The organism is Streptomyces sp. ERV7, from assembly GCF_001653515.1.
Taxonomy (GTDB): domain Bacteria; phylum Actinomycetota; class Actinomycetes; order Streptomycetales; family Streptomycetaceae; genus Streptomyces.
Genome location: NZ_LYOY01000029.1, coordinates 74,530 through 95,418, shown reverse-complemented (window position 1 = coordinate 95,418; position 20,889 = coordinate 74,530). Strand labels below are relative to the sequence as shown.

General features: G+C 72.4%; 18 protein-coding genes and 1 pseudogene. 6 read left to right on the top strand and 13 right to left on the bottom strand.

Annotated features, from left to right (window positions below; translation table 11 throughout):
* Positions 1–33: 33 nt before the first annotated feature.
* Complete coding sequence (locus A8W25_RS06695; RefSeq protein WP_067157485.1) at positions 34–1,056, bottom strand: ABC transporter substrate-binding protein; 1,023 nt, start codon at positions 1,054–1,056, stop codon at positions 34–36.
* A 232-nt stretch (positions 1,057–1,288) separates the two neighbouring features.
* Between A8W25_RS06695 and A8W25_RS06690 the strand changes: the two genes are divergently transcribed.
* Complete coding sequence (locus A8W25_RS06690; RefSeq protein ID WP_067157481.1) at positions 1,289–2,551, top strand: MFS transporter; 1,263 nt, start codon at positions 1,289–1,291, stop codon at positions 2,549–2,551.
* Positions 2,552–2,670: 119 nt separating this feature from the next.
* On the opposite strand, the gene A8W25_RS06685 is transcribed toward A8W25_RS06690, so the two are convergent.
* Positions 2,671–3,081 carry a hypothetical protein gene (locus A8W25_RS06685; protein ID WP_158942445.1) on the bottom strand — a complete coding sequence of 137 codons (411 nt, stop codon included), beginning with the start codon at positions 3,079–3,081 and terminating at the stop codon, positions 2,671–2,673.
* A gap of 306 nt (positions 3,082–3,387) precedes the next feature.
* Here A8W25_RS06685 and A8W25_RS06680 point away from each other — a divergent pair, with 306 nt between their 5' ends.
* Entirely contained in the window at positions 3,388–3,903 is a 516-nt protein-coding gene (locus A8W25_RS06680; protein WP_158942443.1) for a hypothetical protein, read from the top strand.
* 11 nt (positions 3,904–3,914) lie between these two features.
* Here the strand turns inward: A8W25_RS06680 and A8W25_RS06675 are convergent, their stop codons facing one another.
* Positions 3,915–4,940: a LacI family DNA-binding transcriptional regulator gene (locus A8W25_RS06675; protein WP_067157473.1), complete on the bottom strand. Its 1,026-nt coding sequence runs from the start codon at positions 4,938–4,940 to the stop codon at positions 3,915–3,917.
* 28 nt (positions 4,941–4,968) lie between these two features.
* Entirely contained in the window at positions 4,969–5,850 is an 882-nt protein-coding gene (locus A8W25_RS06670) for a carbohydrate ABC transporter permease (protein WP_067160719.1), read from the bottom strand.
* Here A8W25_RS06670 and A8W25_RS06665 point away from each other — a divergent pair.
* Positions 5,824–7,221, top strand: a pseudogene (locus A8W25_RS06665) (beta-galactosidase); the annotation flags it as partial. The gene A8W25_RS06670 and the pseudogene A8W25_RS06665 overlap by 27 nt on opposite strands.
* 139 nt (positions 7,222–7,360) lie before the next feature.
* On the top strand, positions 7,361–8,926 hold the full coding sequence (locus tag A8W25_RS06660) for a glycoside hydrolase family 53 protein (RefSeq protein WP_067160716.1): 1,566 nt from the start codon (positions 7,361–7,363) through the stop codon (positions 8,924–8,926).
* A 20-nt stretch (positions 8,927–8,946) separates the two neighbouring features.
* Here the strand turns inward: A8W25_RS06660 and A8W25_RS06655 are convergent, their stop codons facing one another.
* From A8W25_RS06655 to A8W25_RS06615, 9 genes are all read right to left on the bottom strand, one after another.
* Complete coding sequence (locus A8W25_RS06655) at positions 8,947–9,612, bottom strand: helix-turn-helix transcriptional regulator (protein ID WP_067160713.1); 666 nt, start codon at positions 9,610–9,612, stop codon at positions 8,947–8,949.
* Positions 9,613–9,730: 118 nt separating this feature from the next.
* Positions 9,731–10,978, bottom strand: a complete 1,248-nt coding sequence (locus A8W25_RS06650) for a lanthionine synthetase C family protein (RefSeq protein WP_067157470.1) — start codon at positions 10,976–10,978, stop codon at positions 9,731–9,733.
* Positions 10,975–13,614: a lantibiotic dehydratase gene (locus A8W25_RS06645; protein ID WP_067157468.1), complete on the bottom strand. Its 2,640-nt coding sequence runs from the start codon at positions 13,612–13,614 to the stop codon at positions 10,975–10,977. The genes A8W25_RS06650 and A8W25_RS06645 overlap by 4 nt, the downstream gene beginning before the upstream one ends.
* 54 nt (positions 13,615–13,668) lie before the next feature.
* Positions 13,669–14,424 (bottom strand): SDR family oxidoreductase, encoded by a 756-nt coding sequence (locus tag A8W25_RS06640; RefSeq protein WP_067157465.1) that lies wholly within the window; start codon positions 14,422–14,424, stop codon positions 13,669–13,671.
* 4 nt (positions 14,425–14,428) lie between these two features.
* Positions 14,429–16,210 carry a glycoside hydrolase family 15 protein gene (locus tag A8W25_RS06635; RefSeq protein WP_234386311.1) on the bottom strand — a complete coding sequence of 594 codons (1,782 nt, stop codon included), beginning with the start codon at positions 16,208–16,210 and terminating at the stop codon, positions 14,429–14,431.
* Between the two features lie 88 nt (positions 16,211–16,298).
* On the bottom strand, positions 16,299–17,087 hold the full coding sequence (locus A8W25_RS06630) for an SURF1 family protein (protein WP_067157462.1): 789 nt from the start codon (positions 17,085–17,087) through the stop codon (positions 16,299–16,301).
* 58 nt (positions 17,088–17,145) lie between these two features.
* Positions 17,146–17,379, bottom strand: coding sequence for a hypothetical protein (locus tag A8W25_RS06625; protein WP_067160707.1), 234 nt, complete (start codon positions 17,377–17,379; stop codon positions 17,146–17,148).
* 53 nt (positions 17,380–17,432) lie between these two features.
* Positions 17,433–18,419: a DEDDh family exonuclease gene (locus tag A8W25_RS06620; protein WP_067157459.1), complete on the bottom strand. Its 987-nt coding sequence runs from the start codon at positions 18,417–18,419 to the stop codon at positions 17,433–17,435.
* A gap of 40 nt (positions 18,420–18,459) precedes the next feature.
* A complete protein-coding gene (locus A8W25_RS06615; protein WP_067157456.1) occupies positions 18,460–19,083 on the bottom strand; it encodes a TetR/AcrR family transcriptional regulator in 624 nt (207 codons plus the stop codon).
* A gap of 122 nt (positions 19,084–19,205) precedes the next feature.
* Here A8W25_RS06615 and A8W25_RS06610 point away from each other — a divergent pair, with 122 nt between their 5' ends.
* Both A8W25_RS06610 and A8W25_RS06605 read left to right on the top strand, forming a co-directional pair.
* Positions 19,206–20,003, top strand: coding sequence for an acetoacetate decarboxylase family protein (locus A8W25_RS06610; RefSeq protein WP_067157453.1), 798 nt, complete (start codon positions 19,206–19,208; stop codon positions 20,001–20,003).
* Complete coding sequence (locus tag A8W25_RS06605) at positions 20,003–20,887, top strand: SDR family NAD(P)-dependent oxidoreductase (protein WP_067157450.1); 885 nt, start codon at positions 20,003–20,005, stop codon at positions 20,885–20,887. Before A8W25_RS06610 ends, A8W25_RS06605 begins: the two co-directional genes overlap by 1 nt.
* Positions 20,888–20,889: the final 2 nt, after the last annotated feature.

Genomic DNA, 20,889 nt, shown 5'->3' with positions numbered 1-20,889 from the left:
ACCGTGCCCAGGGCTTCCGTGGCGGCCTTTCGGCTAGCGGACATAGCCGAGTTCCTTCATCCCGGCGGTGAGGCGCGGCAGGGCGCTGACCGTGCGCACGGAGGGGTCCATCTCGGTGCCGGGGACCTCGATGATGCGCTGGTGGGTGAACGCGTCGAGCTTGGAGACCAGCGGGTTGGCGCGCATGGCCTTGAGCTTGTCGGCGGCGCTGTCGCCGGGCTTGCCCCGCTCGGAGAGGTCACCGACGACGATCAAGTCCGGGTCGCGGGAGGCTATCTGCTCCCAGCTGACCGCGGGCCAGTCCTCGTCGACGTCGTCGAAGGCGTTTTTGGCGCCGACCAGGCGGCTCATCTCGCTGGGCATGGCACTCCTGCCCGCGACGTAGGGGGTGTCGCCGTAGACGGAGTAGACCCAGACGATCCTCGGCGCGCCCTTGACCCGCCCCGCGGTCTTCGCGGCCTGCTCCAGGACGGCCCGCTGCTCCTTGACGAGGGCGGCCGCGCGGTCCTGGACGCCGAAGGCCTTGCCGAGTGCGGTGTAGTCCTGGAAGAGCAGGTCGAAGGGGGACTTGCCGGCCGCGTTCTGCTTCGGGCAGTCAACCGCGCTGACGTAACTGGGCAGTCCCAGCCGAGCCAGCTCCTCGCGGGTGCCGACGCGGTCCTTGGTGAAGTAGTCGGTGAACCCGGCGACCGCGAGGTCCGGGGTGGCGGCGCGCAGCTGCTCACTGCTGAGGATCTTGGGGCTGAGCACCGGGACCTTGGCGTAGGCGTCCCGGAACTCAGGGGCGATCTTCGTCTTGAGGTTGGAGGTGCCCGCCATCCGCTGTTCCAGCCCGAGGGCCAGCAGGACCTCGGTCGAGGACTGGTCGAGGGCGACGGCCCGTCGTGGCGCGGCGTCCAGGGACAGCTCGTGCCCGCAGCTGCGCACTTGCTTGCGGGCCTGCGTCTCCTTGCCCGCCTCATCGCTGTTGTGCGCGGTGTCGGGGGTGTTTCCGCAGCCGACGGCGGCGAAGGCGAGGGCCAGGGCGGCGATTCCGAGGCGGGCAGGGTGGCGCATGGATCCTCCGGGAGAGCGCGTAGGGGCGGCAGGAGTCGCACGTACGGCACAGGGCTGCGGCAAGACCCCCGTGGACGGGCGGCGACGAGACGAAGATACAGTAATGACAATCGTTTTCATCAACCCCCTCACGCCCCATCCCGTTCCGACACCCCTCCGGCTCTCCTCACCCACCTCAACGGGCCGCATCCGTAAGGGGTTTGAGGTCGCCACCCGAAAGGAATCCCCCGCCGTGACCACCACACCCGTCCGGATATCCGAGTCAGAGAAGGCTCCACGCACCCGGTCCGTCCTGCGTGAGGCGGCCTTCCTGCGCCTCTGGTCCGCCACCACCGCCTCCGGGCTCGCCACCTGGGCACTGCCCTTCGTCCTCGGCCTCGCCGTGCTGGACCACACCATTGGTGCGGCCACCCTCGGCCTGCTGCTCGCGGCGCGCACCGCCGGCTTTCTCGTGGCCGTCGCCATCGGCGGGGTGCTCGCCGACCGGTACTCACGCCGGGCCGTCGTCGCCTGGGCCGGGCTCGCCGCGGCCGCCGCAACACCACTGCTCGCCTTTGGGCTCGGCCGCTCCCCGGCGCTCATGGCGGGGGCGGCCCTGGTGGCGGGGGCCGGGCAGGGCGCCTGCCGTCCCGCCTTCCAGGCGCTCACCGCCGAGGTCGTGGACGGCGAGCGCCGTCAGCAGGCCAACGCCGCGATGACCTTGGCGGTACGCGCCACCACGCTCGGCGGGCCCTCTCTGACCGCCCTGCTCGCACTGTGGCTCGATACCAGCACCCTGCTGCTCGGCATCGGTCTGCTCTGGCTGATCGCGGCGCTCGTTCCGGGCCCCGGCGCCCCCAGGACCGCGCCCGCCACCACCGAACACCCCTCCTTCATCGGGGAGTTCACCGAGGGTCTGCGCGAGGCACGGCGCCACCCGTGGTTCCTGGCCGGCCTCTGCGCGCTCACCACGGTCATCGCCACCGGCTACTCGGCGACCGGTGTCGCCCTCCCGCTCATCAGCCGCGACCGGTACGGCACCCAGTGGGTGCTCGCCGCGGCGATGACCGCGTACACCCTGGGCGCGCTCGCCGGCGCCCTCCTCACCGCCCGCCTTCGCCCGCGCGCCCAGGGATGGACGGCCCTGGCGGGGCTCGGCTGCTACGGATTCGCGCCGCTCAGCCTGGTCTTCGACGTGCCGCCCGCACTGGTGATCACGGCCTACGTCCTGGCCGGGCTCGGCATCGAGCTGTTCAACGTGCCCTGGTTCACGGCCACACAGCGCGAGGTCGCCCCCGACAAACTGGCCCGGGTCTCCGCCCTCGACTTCCTGATGTCCTACGGTCTCGCTCCGGCCGCGCTGGCCCTGATGGCACCGGCGATCGACGCCCTGGGCACCAGGACCGTCCTCGCGACCTGCGCGGCGCTGTGCTTCGCCGCACCGGCGGCCGCGGCGCTGGTGCCGAGCAGCCGGGACTTCACCCGGCGACCGGGACAACAGACACCAACCGCCTGACATCCCGCTCGCGGCCCCACTCCACACCCGGCGCCGCGAGACCCATCAGGACGCCGCGCCGGGCCCCTGGAGCGGGCAGGGCGAAGGGGGCTGCGGCGCGGCCGCGTACGGACGACGTATCAGCAGGGAAGCGTCACCTTCTGGCTGTAGGCGTGATACTGGATGAGGTCACTGTCGAAGCCCCAAGCGTGCACCTGGTAGACGTGACTGCCGCCGACACAGGCGACGCCCGTCCCGAACGAGTTGCTGAAGGGGCCGTTCTGCCAGAACTCCGAGGTCTTCACCACAGCGCCGTCGCGGATGATCCTCAGATGGATCTTCGCACCGCCGTCCGCGGGCAGCGTGGAACAGTTCCACTTCGATTCTCCCCAGACGTAGTTACCGGCATGGTTGGGGTTACTGACACTCACCGCGCACTGGCCCAGCGGGGCGGCGCTGTGCGCGACCGCCGGGGCCGCGCCGATCCCCGGCACTGCGGCAGTCAGGGCCAGGGCGGTAACAACGCGCTTGATGAAGGGACTGAGAGGCATCGCGGTCTCCGGCTCTCGGGTGGGCCATCGGGTTCGGGACCCGTACAGCAAGATCACATCTTCGCTACCCACAGTAGCCAATAGAATGCACAGAGTCATGCAACTGTGTGCATTCGCCGGCTCAGGCGGGGGCGCGTGGAGGCGTACGACATGACGAAGCGCGCGGCCGGGCGCCCATGGAGCCCGAGCGCGCATCCCGACGCCGTTCAACCGCGCCTCCTCCCGGATACGCGGGAGGGCCGCGTCCGCCGTCCCGTCGCCGGAAGCGGTAGCCGTCTCCGTGTCTTGTCGGAGAGACTCCTCGGCGTGTCTGACAACTCGTTGCTCGTCGCCTGCCTCACTGGTGTCACGGCCATCGCGGCCAGCTCGCTGGCAAGCTGGCTGACCAGCAGGGGTAACGCCCGTGCCGCTCGGGTCCAGGTCGACGCCACCACCGACGCGCAGCGCCGCGAAGGTCTGCGCCAGACCCGGCGGGCCGCCTATCTGGACCTCATCGAGCGGGCCCACGCCGTTGCCGACGGGCTGCGGGGAGTCGACGCCCTCTCCTCCGCCGAGTGCGAAGCCGCCCTGGCCGCTCACCGTGAGCGGCATCAGCAACTACGCCGCGCCGTAACGCTGATCGGCCTGGAAGGTCCCTCCAGCGTCGAGGTCGCGGCATCGAACCTGTTGATCATGTCGGGTACGCTCAGCACCGCTCTCGCGGCCACCGCCGAGAACGTCAGCCGGGACAACCGCCGCGAGTTCCAAGAGACCCTGCGCGCCTATATACGGCTGATCAGGCCCATCGTTGACGCGGCCGCCGCGGCCCTCAACGAGGCGTAGGGGCCTCAGGATCAGGCCGACTCCCGGACGACCAGTTCCGTGGGGAGGATGACCGTGGACGGCTTCTCCCCCGCGATGCGGGCGAGAAGCATCCGCACCATCTCGCCGCTGATCCGGTCCCACGGCTGACGGATCGTGGTCAGTGGGGGGCGGGCGGCGAGCGCGGCGGGCGAGTCGTCGAACCCACCCACCGCGACATCGTCGGGCGCATGGCGTCCGGCCTGGTGCAGGGCGTCCAGCGCGCCCAGCGCCATCAGGTCCGAGGCGACGAACACGGCGTCGATGTCCGGGGCCCGCTCCAGGAGTTGAGCGACGGCGCTCTCGCCGCCGACACGGCTGTAGTCGCCCGTGGCGATCAGCGCCTCGTCGGCGTGCAGACCGCACTCGGCGAGCATCTCGCGGTAGCCCGCGAGACGTTCGACCCCGCCGGGGGTGTCCAGCGGGCCCGTGACGGTGGCGATCCGACGGCGGCCCGACATGTACAGATGGCGCACCATGTCCCGCGCGCCGTCGCGGTCGTCGGCCGCGACGTAGCCGACCTTGGTCGTCTGGCCCAGCGGCTTGCCACACGCGACCACCGGGACACCTGCCTCGTGCAGCCGCGCCACCACCGGTTCTCCGGAGTGACTGGAGACCAGGAGCACCCCGTCGACGTGACCGGCCTCGATGAAGCGCAGATTGCGCCGCCGTTCGTCCTCCGTGCCCGCGATCATCAGCAGCAGCGGGATGTCCTGAGCGGCCAGCGCCTGAGTGCAGGCCCGCAGCAGCACATTGAAGTTCGGGTCCTCGAAGAACCGCTCCTGCGGCTCGGTCAGCAGGAACGCCACCGAATCGGACTTGCCGGTGATCAGCGAGCGGGCGTGCCGGTTCACGACGTAACCCGTCTTGCGGATCGCCCTGTCGACGGCCGCCTTCGCCGTGGGGCTGACGTAGTGCCCGCCGTTGAGGACGCGCGAGACGGTGCCGCGCGACACTCCCGCCTCGCGCGCCACGTCGTGGATCGTCGAAGGCCTGGGCCTGCTCGCGGGTGTGTTCATGTGCGTTCCCCTCGCTGCTCCCCTTTGATCAGGACTTTACGGCCCCGGACAACAGGTCCAGGCTCCAGAATCGCTGAATGACCAGGAAGAGCGCGATGAGCGGGACGATCGCGAGGAGCGCTCCGGTGATGACGAGCGTGTACAGGGCGGGGGTGTTGCTGCCCTGGGCGAGCAGCGTGAACAGGCCCACCGTGATGGGGAACTTCTCGTCGTCGCCGAGCATGATGTAGGGCAGCAGGAAGTTGTTCCAGATCGCCACGAACTGGAAGAGGAAGATCGTCACCAGGCCGGGCGCCATCATCGGGACGGCGATCCGCAGGAAGATCCGCCACTCCCCCGCCCCGTCCATCCGTCCCGCCTCGACGAGTTCCATCGGAATGGCGGCCTCGGCGTAGATCCGTCCGAGGTAGACGCCGTACGGGGAGAGGATCAGGGGCAGCAGTACGGAGAGGTGACTGTCCGTCATATCGGCCTTGGCCATCAGCAGGTACTGCGGGATGGCGAGGATCACCGGGGGCATCAGCACTCCGGCGAGCAGTACGTTGAAGACGGCCTCCCTGCCCCGGAAGCGGTAGATGGCGAGGGCGTAGCCGGAGACGGCGGAGACCATGGTGGACAGGATCGCGCCGACGCCCGCGTACAGGCCGGAGTTGGCCATCCACTTCCAGTAGATGCCGTCGCGGTAGGCGTTGAGGTCCGCGAGGTTGTCGGTGAAACCGGTGCCGGGCAGGAAGGTGAAGGTGGAGAAGAGTTCCCGGCCCGACTTGGTCGAGGCCACCACGACCCAGACGACCGGGAGCAGGCAGTAGAGCGCCCCGAGGGCGAGGACGGCGGTGGGCAGCAGGGCGATGCGGCGGGGCGGCCCCTGGGCGGTGCCGGGTGCACCCCCACCGCCGCCAACCCCGCCCAGCGGCTCGACTACCGCCGCTTCGCCGACACCACCCTGCGCGAGAACTTCGGCATGGAGCGCGACATCCTGCACCGCCTCGCACCGGGCATCCCCGTCACCACCAACTTCATGACGGCACTCAGCCAGTGCGACTCCATCGACTACTGGGCCTGGGGCCGCGAGGTCGACCTCGTCACCAACGACCACTACCTGATCACCGACGGCCGCCGCACCCATGTGAACCTCGCGATGGCCGCCGACCTCACCCGCTCCGTCGCGGGCGGCGCCCCCTGGCTGCTCCTGGAGCACGCCACCGGCGGCGTCAACTGGCAGCCCCGCAACCCCGCCAAACGGCCCGGCGAGATGGCCCGCAACTCCCTTGCCCATGTGGCGCGCGGCTCCGACGGCGCGATGTTCTTCCAGTGGCGGCAGTCCCTGCGCGGCGCCGAGAAGTTCCACTCCGCGATGCTCCCGCACGCCGGAACCGACTCCAGGATCTGGCGCGAGGTCACCCGACTCGGTGCCGACATCGACTCGTTGGCCCCGGTCCGCGGCACCGGAACCGTAGCCGACCTGGCCATGGTGTGGGACTGGCAGTCCTGGTGGGCGCAGTCCCTGGAGTGGCGCCCCAGCGAGGACCACGACGCCCGCGAGCGCGCGGACAGCTTCTACGAGGCGCTCTACGACCGCCATCTCACCGTCGACTTCGCCCACCCGGAGGCGGACCTGTCCGCCTACCCGCTGGTCGTCGTCCCCGCGCTCTACCTCACGACCGAGGCGGCCGGCCGCAACCTCCAGGCGTACGTGGAGAACGGCGGCACCCTCGTGGTCTCCTGCTTCTCCGGGATCGTCGACGAGCACGACGCCGTACACCCGGGAGGCTATCCGGGAGTCCTGCGCGATGTCCTCGGCCTGACCGTGGAGGAGTGGTCACCGCTCGGTGAGGGGGAGACCGTCGCGATCTCCGGTCCGGACGGGGCCGCGCTCACCGCCGACGTGTGGACCGAGTTCGTGGTGCCGCGCGGCGCCGAGACCGTGTGGACGTACGCGGACGGGCCGGCGGCGCATCGCCCCGCCGTCACCCGCCACCGCCTCGGCGGCGGCACCGCCTGGTATGTCTCCACCCGTCTCGACGCCCCCTCTCTCGACGCGATCCTCAGCGCCGCCTGCGCGGACGCCGGCATCGAGCCCCGGGACGCGCTTCCCCGCGACATCGAGGTAGTGCACCGCCGCGGCGAGAGCGGCCACTTCCTCTTCGCGCTCAATCACACCGCCCACGACGCCAAGGTGCCGCTGCCCGCCCCCGGCACCGAGCTCCTCGGCGGCGAGCGCGCGGCCGGACACCTGGCCGTTCCTGCGGGCGCGGTCCGCGTCGTACGACTCGACACCTGATCTCACCACGACTCCCCGGGTCGGGCGCCTCTTACCGGCCGCACCCGGGTGAAGGCATCACCAGGCACCGCCTCCCTTTCCCTCCACCGTCGAAGGGACATCGACGATGCACGCCGCACCGCGCACCACCATCCGGACCATGCCGAGCGGCAGGCGGACAAGAGCCGTCGCCACCGCCGCGCTCGGCGCCCTGCTCCTGGCCGCGCTGCCCGCCACGGACGCCCATGCGGCGACCGCCCTCACCAACACCGGATTCGAGGCCGACGGCACCGGCACCGCCACACCCGCCGGCTGGTCCACCTACTCGGCCGCGGGCCGGAACGCGGCCTCATTCACCGAGCCCGGTGGCCACAGCGGCGGATACCGGCTCTCCCACTACGCGTCGAGCGCGTACAAGGTGGAGACGTACCAGTACCTGACCGGTCTCGCCAACGGGAACTACACCCTCACCGCATGGGTGCGCTCGGGCGGCGGCCAGAACGCCGCCTACCTGTCCCTGAAGAACTGCGGCGGATCCGAACAGCGCACCGATCTGCCGGTCTCCAGCAACGGCTGGATACGTATCGTCACCTCCGTCTCTGTGACGAACAACCAGTGCACGATCGGCGTCGCCTCCGACGCGAACGCGGGCAACTGGCTCAACGTCGACGACGTGTCGTTCAGGGCCGGCTCAACGCACTTGGCGGTCAAGGGTGCTGACGTTTCCTCACTGGCCAAGAGTGAGGCGCTCGGCGGCGTCTACCGGACCGCGTCCGGCACCTCCGGCGACGCGCTCGCCCTCCTCAGGTCATCCGGCATGAACTACGCGCGCCTCAAGGTGTGGGTGGATCCGGCCGACGGCTACAACAACAAGGCGCGCGTCCTGGCCATGGCCAGGCGGGCCAAGGCCCAGGGCATGAAGCTGCTCGTCGACTTCCACTACTCGGACACCTGGGCCGACCCCGGTGCGCAGGCCAAGCCGGCCGCCTGGGCCGGGCACACGTACAGCCGGCTCAAGACGGATGTGTACGACCACACCCATGACGTGCTGAACGCGCTCAAGGCGCAGGGCACCACGGCCGACATGGTGCAGATCGGCAACGAGACCAACGGGGGGATGCTCTGGCCCGAGGGCTCCACCGACAACTGGGCCCAGCTCGCCGGCCTGCTCAACTCCGGTTACACCGCGGCCAAAGCGGTCTCCTCGTCGACCACCGTGGCGCTGCACCTCGCCAAGGGCGGCGACCTCACCGGCACCCGCTGGTGGTTCGACAAGGCCGTGTCCAACGGCGTGAAGTTCGACGCGATCGGCCTGTCGTACTACGGCTACTGGCACGGCCCGCTCGCCGACTTCCAGACCACGCTCGACGACGCGGCCGCCCGCTACGGCAAGCCGGTGTTCCTCGCCGAGACCGCCTACCCGTTCCGCCTCGACAGCAAGGACGCCCTGACCAACCAGATCGACACGACGGGCGAGCTGGTCGCCGGGTACCCGGCCTCGCCCGCCGGGCAGTCCGCCTGGCTGCGGGACGTGATGAACGTAGTGGAGGCCGTCCCGAACGGCCGGGGCCTCGGAGTCTTCTACTGGGAGGCCCCCTGGACGGCGGTCGCCGGCAACGGCTGGGACCCGAAGGACCCCGCTTCGGGCAACGGCTGGGAGAACCAGGCCCTGTTCGACTACACCGACAAGCTCACCCCTGCGGCCGGCTGGTTCGGTCACCGCTGACTGCGGGCGGGCAGGACCGCCTAGATATAGCCCTCGCGCAGCGCGTACGCGACGGCGTGCGTGCGGTTACGGAGCTGCAGCCGGGTCGTCAGCGCGTGCAGGATGTTCTTGACGGTCCGCTCCGAGTACGCGAGCTTCTGCGATATCTGCCGGGTGTCCAGGCCCTCGGCGACCAGGCGCAGCACGTCCACCTCGCGCGGCGCCATGCCGAGCAGGGGCACCAAGCCCCCTGGGCCGGTCGCCAGGCCCGACTCGGAGCGGTGCAGCCGTCCCATCTGTGTCAGCAGCCTGCTGAGCAGGTCGGGCGGCAGCTCGCCCTCGTCACGCGCCGCGCTGTGCACGGCCTTCAGGAGCCGCTGCTCGGTGACCTGGTGGCGCCAGAGCACGGCGCGCACCCCGCACTCCACCACCGTCAGCAGATCCGATTCGCGCAGCTTGCGGGTGACCAGCACCAACCGCTGTTCCCCGCCGCGCACGACCCGCCGCAGATCCGCCGGAACCGGCTCGTCGATCTGATCGGCGAGCATCACGGTGACGGCCCGGCCGCAGGGCCGAGTGGTCAGCTCGGCCCCGCGGTTGTCGTCCACCACCTCGATCGACGGCTGGTGTCGCAGATGACTCATCACTCCGGCCCGGCTCAGCGGGTCGGATGCCCGGACGGTCACTCTGACACGCTTCGTGATCACGTGTGCCACCTCGCCCTTTCCTGTACGTGTACTGCCCCCGTATGTGCTGGCGTACAGGCTGACCCGGCCCAATCAATAGCGGGTAAACGACCATTGAGGCAGAGCTCCACACGTCATGTCAGGACGTCAGCAACACCGCGTCCCAGGACAGTCGACCGGCGTCCGGCCGCTCGGCGTAGGTGTGCAGGGCGAGGGCCGCGCCCGCCGCGCCCTCCAGGAACCCGGGCCCCTCCAGGCCGTCGAGTCCCGCGCGGACCTCGGCCGCGAGCGCGGGCAGGCGGGCGGCGAGCTCCTCGTCCGCCAGGTCGTGTGCGAGGAGTGCGGCGATGTGGAGCAGCCCGCCGGTGCCGTGGCACAGCCCGGGCCCCTCCAGCATCCGTGTGGCGGCGGGCCGGGCGAGTACGGCGTGCAGCGAGCGGGCGGCCATCCGCCCCCATCCGGGTTCGCCCAGCGCCCGGCCCGCGAGGAAGAGCGCCCGGACCACGCCGGGGCTCCCGTAGCACCACGCGGCCCGGGTGGCCGGAGACGGCGGAAGGGCGCCCGCGAGCTCCTCCTCCGGGCGCAGTGTCATCGCCCAGTACGGTCCGTACGCGTCCTCGCTGCGCCGCTGTGCCAGCCATCCGGCGAGCCGTGCGACGGCCTCCTCCTGGCCGGGCACGCGGGCGCCCTGCTCAAGGGCGAGGGCGAGGACGGCCAGAGGGCCCGGAATCCCGTGCGCCAGGCCCAGGTTGAGGTGGCCGCGCGGGTGGTCGGGGGAAGGGCCGTCGCGGCCGGGTCCGGCCGCCGACCACCAGCCCGGCAGGGTGCCGAGCCCGGTGGCGGCCGGTTCGGCGAGGTCGGTCAGGGCCTGGAGGCAGTGGCGCAGCGCCGGTCCGCGCGGGTCGAGGGCGAGGAGCAGCCGGGCGAGCCCCGCCACCCCCGACACCACGTCGTACTGGTGCGATGCCACTCCCGTACCGGCGGCCCGCGCGGTGCGCAGGCGGTGTGCCCGCTCCACCGCGGCGTCCGCGATGCGGGGTGTGAGGGTCGTGAGCAGCGAGCGATAGGTATCGGGGCCGGTCGCCGCGAGACGGGCGGCGAAGGCGACGGCCGCCATCCCTGTGTAGAGACCGGCGGCGTGCAGCCCGCCGTCGGCGCGTGTCGCGGCGGCGAGATGGCCGTGGGCGACGGTCCGGGCGTCGCCGCCCCGATCGGCCGCCAGCGTGGTGAAGAGCAGCGCGACGCCAGGGTGCCCGGCGGCGAGCGAGTCGGCCCGGGCGCCGGAGGCGGCGACCGCCTCGGGGGTGCGCAGCCGCGCGGCCACCTCGTCGACTGCCTCCCGGGCCGCGCCGACCGACAGGCCGGGGGACGAAAGCGCGGGCGTCATCGCTGCTCCTGGGCGCGTCGGCGGGCACGATGCGCCTCGAAGGCGCCCCGGGCGAGGGCCAGGGCCCGGCGCTCGGCTTCGGGATCGATGCCGATCAGCCGGTTGTGGCTCATGTGGAGGAGGCTGCCCGCCACCGGCTCGGGCGGCATCCGGTCCGGGTCACGCTCCCTCAGCTCGGCCAACAGCGCGCCGTGGTCGGCGAGTCGTGCGGCGCGCCGCTGCCATGCGAGGGCCAGCTCGGGCGAGGAGGAAACGGGAGTGGGTCCGTCGGGGCCGATCGCCCGCAGCACGGCGGCGCGGTTGTCACGGAAGGCGCGGTGCTCGCCCTCCGACTTCGGGTAGGCGGCGGGCAGCCAGATGTCGGCGGGCGGGCCGCCCGCGCCTGCCAGGAAGTGCCGGGCGATGTCGGCCGTGTTGACCGCCGAGAACAGGTCGCGCTCGGGGCCGGGCCGGCCGCGGGCCGCTCCGGCGGACAGGGCCACCAGGCTGTCGGCGTGGAAGACCCGTTCGGCGGCGGCCATCGCCTCGGGGCCGCCGTAGCGTTCGAGCTCCGGGTCGTACGTCTCCAGGCGCAGCCCCGAGGCGAGGTGTGCGGCGCGAAGCTCGGCGGCCCAGTCACGTACGACGGTGAGCAGGTCGGCCGTCCGCGCGGGCGACTCTCCGTGGAAGCGGATCCTCAAGTGCGGCTCGGGGTCGCGGTAGCGGACGAAGAACCAGCGGTCGATGCCGTCCGGGAGCGCCGCGGCGAGCTGGGGCAGCCACTCCTCGATGACGGTGTCCTGCCGGGCTTGCGGGGTGTCCACGCGGGCGTACAGCCAGTCACCCCCGGGCAGTGAGACCGTCCCGGGTGTGCGGCGGACGGCCATGGGCGGCCTCTGAGGCCGGGGCGCGGGCTGCTCCTTCGCACGGAGCGCGACGACCAGCTCGGCCGTGTGGGCTCCCTCGGGGCTCCGCAGCCAGCCGGGCCCGGCGGCCGCCGGGTCCTCCTGGAGCAGCGTGGTCCCGGCGGTGCGCGCATGGGCGTACAGCAGCCGCTGGTGCCAGGAGAGGTCGAGGTCGAGCGTGATCCGCCGGTCGCCGGTGACGAGGCGCACGGAGGCCGGTACGCCCCAGCGCCGCCGCCACCCGGGCAGGGCGGCGCACCACTCCTCGTATGCGGCGGTGGGCAGGGTGAGCCGCCAGGAGGCCGGGGCCAGGATCGTGCGCCCGTACCGTACGCGCGGGAGCGCGGGGTTGGTGGCGGCCGTGCCCCAGTCCCAGGGCTGCCAGAGCCGGTGGCCGCTCAGCCGGCCCACCTCGTGCAGGAAGCGGGCCACGTTGGGGGCGCCGGTGCGCTGGTTGAGTACGTGGTGGGCGGTCACCCGCACCGGGCGGCCGAGGCTGCGGGAGTGGACGCCGAGTCCTTCCAGGTCGGCGTGGACCACCAAGTCGTCGAGCGGCAGTACGTTCGGCCCCGCGGTGTCCGGGAACGCGCTGACGACGACGCGGTGGCCGAGCCAGCGCGGGGTGCGGGCGATGTTGGCGTGGCGCGGCCGGGCGGGAGTGAACTCCAGGTGCACCGGAACCGGCTCGCCGTCCATGCCGGTCGCGGCTTCGGTGCCGCTGACGCACGCCATGAGCTCCGGCCCGCCCAACTCCGCGGCGAAGCGGCCGAACGTGGCACCGGCCACATCGCTGCCGACGGCCGGGGAGAGCGCGATCCTGAACTCCCCGGAGTCCAGTTGTCCGGTGGACGCCCCGATCAGCTCCGCGTACAGCTCGAAGGCGTCCGGAAGACGGTTGGCGGCGGTGCCGTCCGGTGCGGGACCGGCAAGGCGGGCGAAGAGCGCCTCGTCGAGCACCACTTCGGGGAGTGGTCTGCCCGGGGACAGGTCGGCGAGCGCCCCGGCGGCGAGTTCGGCCAGGAGCCGTCGGCGCTCGGTGTCCTCAGGGTCGGCCTCGTGCGGTGCCGCTCCGGCGTCCGACCGGGGAACGGCCGGGTGCTCGTACCCGGCCGGCGGCCCCAACCCGCCGGCGGGATCGAGGAGTTCGGTCACCGGAACGGCGCGGTGTGTGCCGTACCGCTCGACGAAGGCCTGGTGGTAGGCGCGCAGATGGGCGGGGGCGCTGCGGGGCGGGGAGGGGCCACCGAGATCGCGCTCCACCTTCCGACGAACCCGCCGGGCCCGGCTCGCCACCCTCTGCGCGGCGCGCCGCTCGCCCAGGGCTTCGAGGATCGCGGCGAGACCGCTCAACCCGGCCGCGAGCGCCGGACGATGGACGGCGGGGTCCTCCCGGGCCAGCCGGGCGTACAGTGCGACGCTCTCCTCGGCCGCCGCCCGGGCGGGCGCGTGCCGCTCCAGCGCCGCGAGCACCGCGGCCAGGGCGCCGAGCGCCGCGGCCAGCGGCTCGCGGTGGGCGTCGGGGCGCGGGGCCGCCAGCTCGCGGTGGACGGCCACCGCCCGCTCGACGGGCCCGAGCGCCTCCTCGTACCGCCCGGCGTGGACCAGCAGGGCGCCGTGACCGCCGAGCGCCTCGGCCAGGTCCGGGCGGTACGTGCCCGGTCGCGCGGCGGCCAGTTCCTCGGCCATGGCGAGGATGTCGGCCGAGGCGGCCAGTGCCTCCTCGTACCGTGCCGTGAACTCCGGCTCTTCCATGGGCCGTTCGTACCGCCCGGGGGAGCGGGGCGCCAGCCCCGGGAGCCGGAGTCCTCAGAAGCCGTGTCGGGCGCCGCCGTCCACCGGGAGCATCAGGCCCGTCAGATACGACGCCGCGGGTGAGAGCAGGAACGCGGCCGTGCGGCCGAACTCCTCCGGGGTGCCGTAGCGGCGCAGCGGGATCCGGGACTCGTTGGCCGTGCGGGCGGCCTCCGCGTCGCCGGAGAGGGCGTCCAGCTGGCGGACGCGGTCGGTGTCGATACGGGACGGGAGCAGACCGACGACACGGATGCCGCGCGGGCCCAGCTCGTCCGCCATGGACTTGGCGAGGCCCGCCAGGCCCGGGCGCAGGCCGTTGGAGACGGTGAGGCCGGGGATCGGCTCGTGGACCGAGCCGGACAGGACGAAGCCGATCACCCCGCCCTCGTCCAGCTCCTCCGCCGCCGTACGCGCCATCCGTACCGCGCCCAGGAACACCGACTCGAACGCCGAGCGCCACTGCTCGTCCGTGTTGTCGGCGAGGAAGCCGGGCGGCGGGCCGCCGACGCTGATCAGTACGCCGTCGAAGCGGCCGAACCGCTCGCGGGCGGTGGCGATCAGCCGGGCGGCCGCGGCGGGGTCCGCGTTGTCGACGGCCACGCCCAGCGCGTTCGGGCCGAGCTCCTCGGCGGCCTCGGCCACCGCCTTCTCGTCGCGGCCGCTGAGCACCGCCTTCGCGCCGTCGGCCGTGAGGGCCCGCGCCGAGGCGAGGCCGAGGCCCCGGGAGGCGCCGGTGACGACGTAGACGCGGTCCTTCAATCCAAGATCCATGCGCCTATCCTGCCTCCAGCCCCATCGCGGTCGCCACCAGCCCGATGTGGCTGAACGCCTGCGGGAAGTTGCCCAGCTGCCGGCCGGCCGCCGGGTCGTACTCCTCGGCGAGCAGTCCGACGTCGTTGCGGAGCGCGAGGAGCCGCTCGAACAGCTCCCGCGCCTCCTTCTCGCGGCCGGTCAGCCGCAGCGCGTCGGCCAGCCAGAACGAGCAGACCAGGAAGGTGCCCTCGGCGCCGGGCAGACCGTCCACCGTGGTGCCCTCGGTGCTGTAGCGGCGCACGAAGCCGTCGTGGCCGAGCTCGGCGCGCACCGCGTCCACCGTCCCGATCACCCGCGGGTCGTCGCCCGGCAGGAACCCGACCCGGGGGATGAGCAGCGTCGCCGCGTCCAGCTCCACGGACCCGTACGCCTGGGTGAAGGTGTTCCGCTCGGCGTCGAACCCCTTCTCGCACACCTCCCGGTGCACTTCGTCCCGCATCCGCCGCCAGCGCTCCGCGTCGCCGCGCCGGGACGGGTCGGCCTCCAGGGCCTGCACCGCGCGGTCGGCGGCGACCCACGCCATCACCTTGGAGTGCACGAAGTGGCGGCGCTCCCCGCGCACCTCCCACAGTCCCTCGTCCGGCTCGCGCCAGCGGGACTCCAGGAAGCCGAGCAGGCTGAGTTCGACGTCCCAGGTGTGCCGCTTGGCGGCCATGCCCGCGGTACGGGCCAGATGGAGGGAGTCGATGACCTCCCCGTACACGTCGAGCTGGAGCTGTTTGACGGCGGCGTTGCCGATCCGCACCGGGGCGGAGTCCAAGTGGCCGCTCAGCCAGGGCAGTTCGACCTCCGGCAGCCGCCGCTCGCCGCCGAGGCCGTACATGATCTGGAGGTCGGCCGGGTCGCCCGCGACCGCGCGCAGCAGCCAGTCGCGCCAGGCCGCCGCCTCGTCGAGGTAGCCGGCCGACACCAGCGCGTCCAGCGTCAGTGTCGAGTCGCGCAGCCAGCAGTAGCGGTAGTCCCAGTTGCGCACGCCCCCGATCTCCTCCGGGAGCGAGGTGGTGGGGGCGGCGACGATGCCGCCGGTCGGTGCGTAGGTGAGGGCCTTGAGGGTGATCAGGGAGCGCACGACGGCGTCCCGGTGCGGGCCGGAGCAGCGGCACTTTCCGGCCCACTCGCGCCAGTCCGCCAGGCTCTCCTCCAGCGCCTGGAACGGATCGAGTATCGACGGCCGGGGCTCGTGCGAGGGATGCCAGGTCAGCACCATCGCGACCTTCTCGCCCGGCCCGACGGTGAAGGTCGAGCGGGTGCTCATCTGCTGTCCCCAGGTCTTGACGGGGGGTTCGGTGCGCAGCCACGCCGAGTCGGGGCCGGCCACCGCCACCCGGTGGCCGTCGGCGCGCCGCACCCAGGGCACCACCCGGCCGTAGTCGAAGCGCAGCCGCAGCACGGAGTTCATCTCCACGCTCCCGCTGACGCCCTCGACGATCCGTACGACGTCGGGGGCGGTGTCGCGCTGCGGCATGAAGTCGAGGACGCGGACCGTGCCGGTGCGGGTCTCCCAGACGGACTCCAGAACGAGCGAGTCGTCGAGGTAGGCGCGCCGCGTGCAGTCCCCGGCGCCCGCCGGGGCGACCCGCCAGTGGCCGTTGTCGTCGTCGCCGAGCAGCGCCGCGAAACAGGCCGCCGAGTCGAACCGGGGCAGGCAGAGCCAGTCGATGGAGCCGTCCCGGCCGACGAGGGCGGCGGTCTGGAGGTCGCCGATGAGGGCGTAGTCCTCGATGCGTTGGATACGTCGCGTCACGCTCTGGCGTGTTCCCGCCCGGCGGAATTGTCAATCAGGTCAGTACGTCAATAGGACCGGACGGTACGGGCGGATCGGGCGGGGACGGTCAGGCCGTCGCCGGTGCGGGCTCCGCGGCCCCGGCCTTCGCCGCCGCCTCGGCCCGGTCCCGCTTCTCGCGGCGGACCAGGATCACCCAGCCGACCGGGACCCCGGCGGTGAACAGCCACCACTGGACCGCGTACGCCATGTGCGGGCCGATCGAGGAGTGGTCCGGGGCCGGGATCAGCTCGGGGGAGTCGTCCGACTCGGGCGCGGTCTGCTCGATGTAGCCGCCCAGGACCGGGCGGCCGAGCGCCCTCTGCTGCTGGGCGCTGCTGATCAGCATCACCTGGCGGGGCGGCAGGCCCTTGACGTCCTTGATGCCGCTGGCCGCGGTCGTCTGGTCGGCCATCAGCCGCCCGGTGACCGTGACCTCGCCCTTGGGCGGGGCCGGGATCCGCGGGAACTCGGTCTGGCTGCCGTTGTCCGGCACCCAGCCGCGGTTGATCAGCACGGCCGGGCCGCTGTCGAGGACGAACGGGGTGAGCACGTGGTAGCCGACCCGCCCGTCGGCGGCGGTCCGGCGGCGCACCACGACCTCGTGGGCGGTGTCGTACGTACCGGTGGCGGTGACCCGGCGCCAGTACTGGGCGTGCGGGACGGTGTGGCCGGGGGAGGTGAGCGCGGTCACCGGGACCGGCTCGGCCTTCAGGTTGTCCGCGATGACGCCGTTCTGCGCCACGCGGTGCTGATGGCGGTGCAGCTGCCAGAAGCCCAGCTCGATCATCGTGGGGATGAGAACGAGGGCGAGGAGGGTGACGAGCACCCACTGCCGGGACAACAGGAAGCGATACACCCCACGACGGTACAACTCGGCCGTGGGGTGTTCTCAGGGGGGGCGGGGGTACGCGGACTCAGACCTTGTCGACGATGCCCACCCGGCCCTCCGCTCGGGCGCAGTGCCCGCCGCAGTACCAGTGCCCCTCGACCTCGACGCCCTGGCCGATGATCTGGACCCGGCAGTGTTCGCAGATGGGCGCCATGCGGTGGATGGCGCACGAGAAGCAGTCGAAGACATGCACCACGCCCTGCGCGTGCACCTCGAAGGACATCCCGTAGTCGTTTCCGCAGACCTCGCAACGTGCCATGCGCCACAGGGTGGAGCGCGCCGCGCCGGAACGGCGGGCGGCACGCCAGACGGTCACCCGTCTGCCGGAGCCACGTCCCGCAGCAGCTGGGTGAAGGCCGCCTCGTCGACGACCGGGGTGCCGAACGACTTCGCCTTCACGGTCTTGGAGGTCGCCGAGTCCGGGTCGTTGGTCACCAGCAGGCTGGTCAGCCGGGAGACGCTGGTCGCCACGTGCAGCCCGGCCTCGATCGCACGGTCCTCCAGGAGCTCCCGGTCGATGGAGGTGTCACCGGAGAACGCCACCCGCATGCCCTGCTTGAGTGGTTTGTCCGCTTCGTAACGACCGGGGTTGGGGTGCGGGCACGCGGGGCGCTTGCGCGCGGGCCGCCAGCTGGAACCGCGTCCGTACGACCCGGTGGCCTGGTAGCCGATACGGGGGGTGGCCGGGCCGTCCGACCACTCGGTGAGCGGGCGGCACTCAAGCAGCGGCAGCCGCGCCCCGACCCGCGCCGCCTCGTGCAGGCTCGGGCGGAACGCCTCGGCGAGCACGCGCGCGTCGTCGAGCGCGTGGTGCGCGCGCTGCTGCACCACTCCGAAGTGCGCGGCCAGCGACTCCAGCTTGTGGTTGGGCAGCGGCAGGTCGAGCTCCTTGGAGAGCGCGATCGTGCACAGCCGCTGGCGCACCGGCGCGGCACTCTTCGCCCGGGCGTACTCCCTGGCGATCATCTGCCAGTCGAAGATCGCGTTGTGGGCGACCAGGACCCGGCCGTCCAGGCGCTCGGCGAACTCCTCGGCGATGTCCGGGAAGAGCGGCGCGCCGGACAGGACGTCGGTGGTCAGGCCGTGGATCCACACCGGGCCGGGATCGCGCTCCGGGTTGACCAGCGTGTACCAGTGGTCCTCGACGTTGCCCTGGGCGTCCAGGCGATAGACGGCAGCCGAGATTATCCGGTCGTCGCGGGCGAGGCCGGTGGTCTCCACGTCGACGACCGCGTACCCCTGCGGGTAGGCGGCCGGCCACGTCGCTGCTGCTGTCGTACGGTCGTCGAGCATGGTCACAGAGAATACGGGGCCGCACTGACAGTCCGACCGGCGCCCGTCAACGCGGCCGCGCGAGCAGCCCGTCCACCAGGGCCCGTACCGAGGCCGCGAACAGCTGCTCCGGGTCCGGCGGCCGGGCCAGCGCGCGGGCCAGCGCCGGGTCGTACTCGGCGGGCGCGGTGTGCCAGAGCTCGTCCTCGCCGGGGTGCTGGGCCGGGGCGCGTTCGCGGTAGCGCTCGACCAGGACATGGCCGACGACCTGGAACTGGACGGCCCGCACCACCCGCGCGGCGGCGGTCCCGCGCAGACCGGCCGTGTGGACCTCGTGGACCAGGGCCTGCTGGGCGGGCAGGAACATCCGGTCGGTCAGGCCGCGTTCGTGGACCATCGCGATCAGGTGGGGGCGCTCGCGCAGCTCCCGGCGCAGCGCCGTGGCGACCGAGACGATCCGGGCGGCCGGGGTGCGCCCGCGCGGCCGGATCTCGCCCAGTTCCCGCACGGTCCGCTCGACGAGCGCGTCGAGCAGCGACTCGCGGTTGCCGACGTGCCAGTAGATCGAGGTGACCGCGGTGCCCAGTTCCGCGGCGAGCTTGCGCATGGTGAGCGCGGCCGGGCCGTGCTGTCTGACCAGGGCCCCGGCGGCCACCAGGACCTCCTCGCGGCTCAGTGACGTACGCGTCACGGCCCGCCTCCTCCCGACTCCGGTTCCCGCACGGGTCTTTACCCTTCATCGGGCTCGGTGTAACTGTGTTACAGACCCGGGGGACCGCACTGCGAGGCACGACCCAGGAAGGGTGGTACGCCATGGCACGCGTACGGTACGGCGCACGGACCGAGGACGAGATCCGGGCCGCGCGCACCGCGAGCGCACGTCTCCCCGACATCTGGTCCACCGGTGTGGTGGCCGTCTGGGAGAGCGATCCCGACGCGGTGGCGGCCGTGCTGCCGCCGCCCCTCAAGCCCGCCGGAGATTCACTCGTACGGGCGAACATCAGCCGGGTCGACCTGCCCGGCTATCCGCTGGGCGCGGGCTCGGTGGCGGTCTCCGCCGTGCACGACGGGCAGCCCGGCTGGTATCCGCTGGTGATGCCGATGACCCATGAGCGGGCGCTGATCGGCGGGCGCGAGGTGTTCGGCGAGCCGAAGAAGCTCGGCGAGGTCACCGTCGAGCGCGACGGCCTGGTCGTGCGGGCCGCGCTCGCCCGGCACGGCATCGCCTTCGTCGAGGTGCGCGGCGCGGTCGACAGCGTGCTGCCGCTGCCGGAGCCCACCGAGAAGGTCGACTTCTACTTCAAGTTCCTGCCCGCCGTGGACGGCGAGGGCTTCGACGCGGACCCGGTGCTCGTGCACTGCGTACGCAACGAGAAGATCCGCAAACTGGAGCGGATCACCGGTGACGTGGTGCTGCGCGAGTCCATGTACGACCCGGTCGCGGACCTCCCCGTCCGCCGTGTCGTGGAGATCACGATCGGCGAGAAGACCACCGACCAGCGGGGCCGGGTGGCCGAACGGGTCAGCGCGCGGGACCTGTTGCCGTACATCCACCAGCGCTACGACGATCCGCAGCAGATCCTCGACGGGCCGCCGGCCGGGAGCGTGTGATGCGGCTCACCGAGGGGCAGGTCGCCGTCGTCACCGGCGCCGCGAGCGGGATCGGGCTCGCCATGGCCCGCCGGTTCGCGGCCGAGGGACTCCGGGTGGTCCTCGCGGACGTCGAGGAGGCGGCCCTGGAGAAGGCCGCGCGGGAGCTGCGCGCGGACGGGGCGCGGGTCCACGCGCGCGTGGTCGACGTCTCGGAGCGCACGTCCGTGCGCGAGCTCGCGGACGCGGCGTACGACACGTTCGGCGCCGTCCACGTGCTGTGCAACAACGCGGGCGTCGGCTCGGGCGCCGAGGGCCGGATGTGGGAGCACGAGGTCAACGACTGGGAGTGGGCGTTCGCGGTCAACGTGTGGGGCGTCTTCCACGGCATCCAGGCGTTCGTGCCGCGCATGATCGCCTCCGGCGAAGCGGGCCACGTCGTCAACACCTCCTCGGCCGACGGCGGGATCGCGCCGCTGCCCACCGCCTCCGTGTACGCGGTCACCAAGGCGGCCGTCGTCACCATGACCGAGTCGCTGTACGCGCATCTGAAGGCGGAGCACGCGCGCGTGGGCGCGTCCGTGCTCTTCCCCGGCCCGCACATGCTGCGCACCGGCCTGTGGGAGTCGCACCGCAACCGCCCGGCCCGGTTCGCCAAGGAGCGCCCGCGCAGGGCGCCCTACCGCAGCCTCGGCCAGTGGGAGGCGGCGATGCGGGAGGCCGGGCACGAGGTCGAGTTCACCCCGGTCGAGGAGGTCGCCGAGACGGTCGTCGACGGCATCCGGGCCGACCGCTTCTGGATGCTCCCGGAGAGCGAGCACAGCGACGGCCAGATCAGGGCCAGGTCGCGCTCGATGCTGGACCGGGCCGACCCGTCGTACCTGGAGAACTTCATTCTGGACTGAGG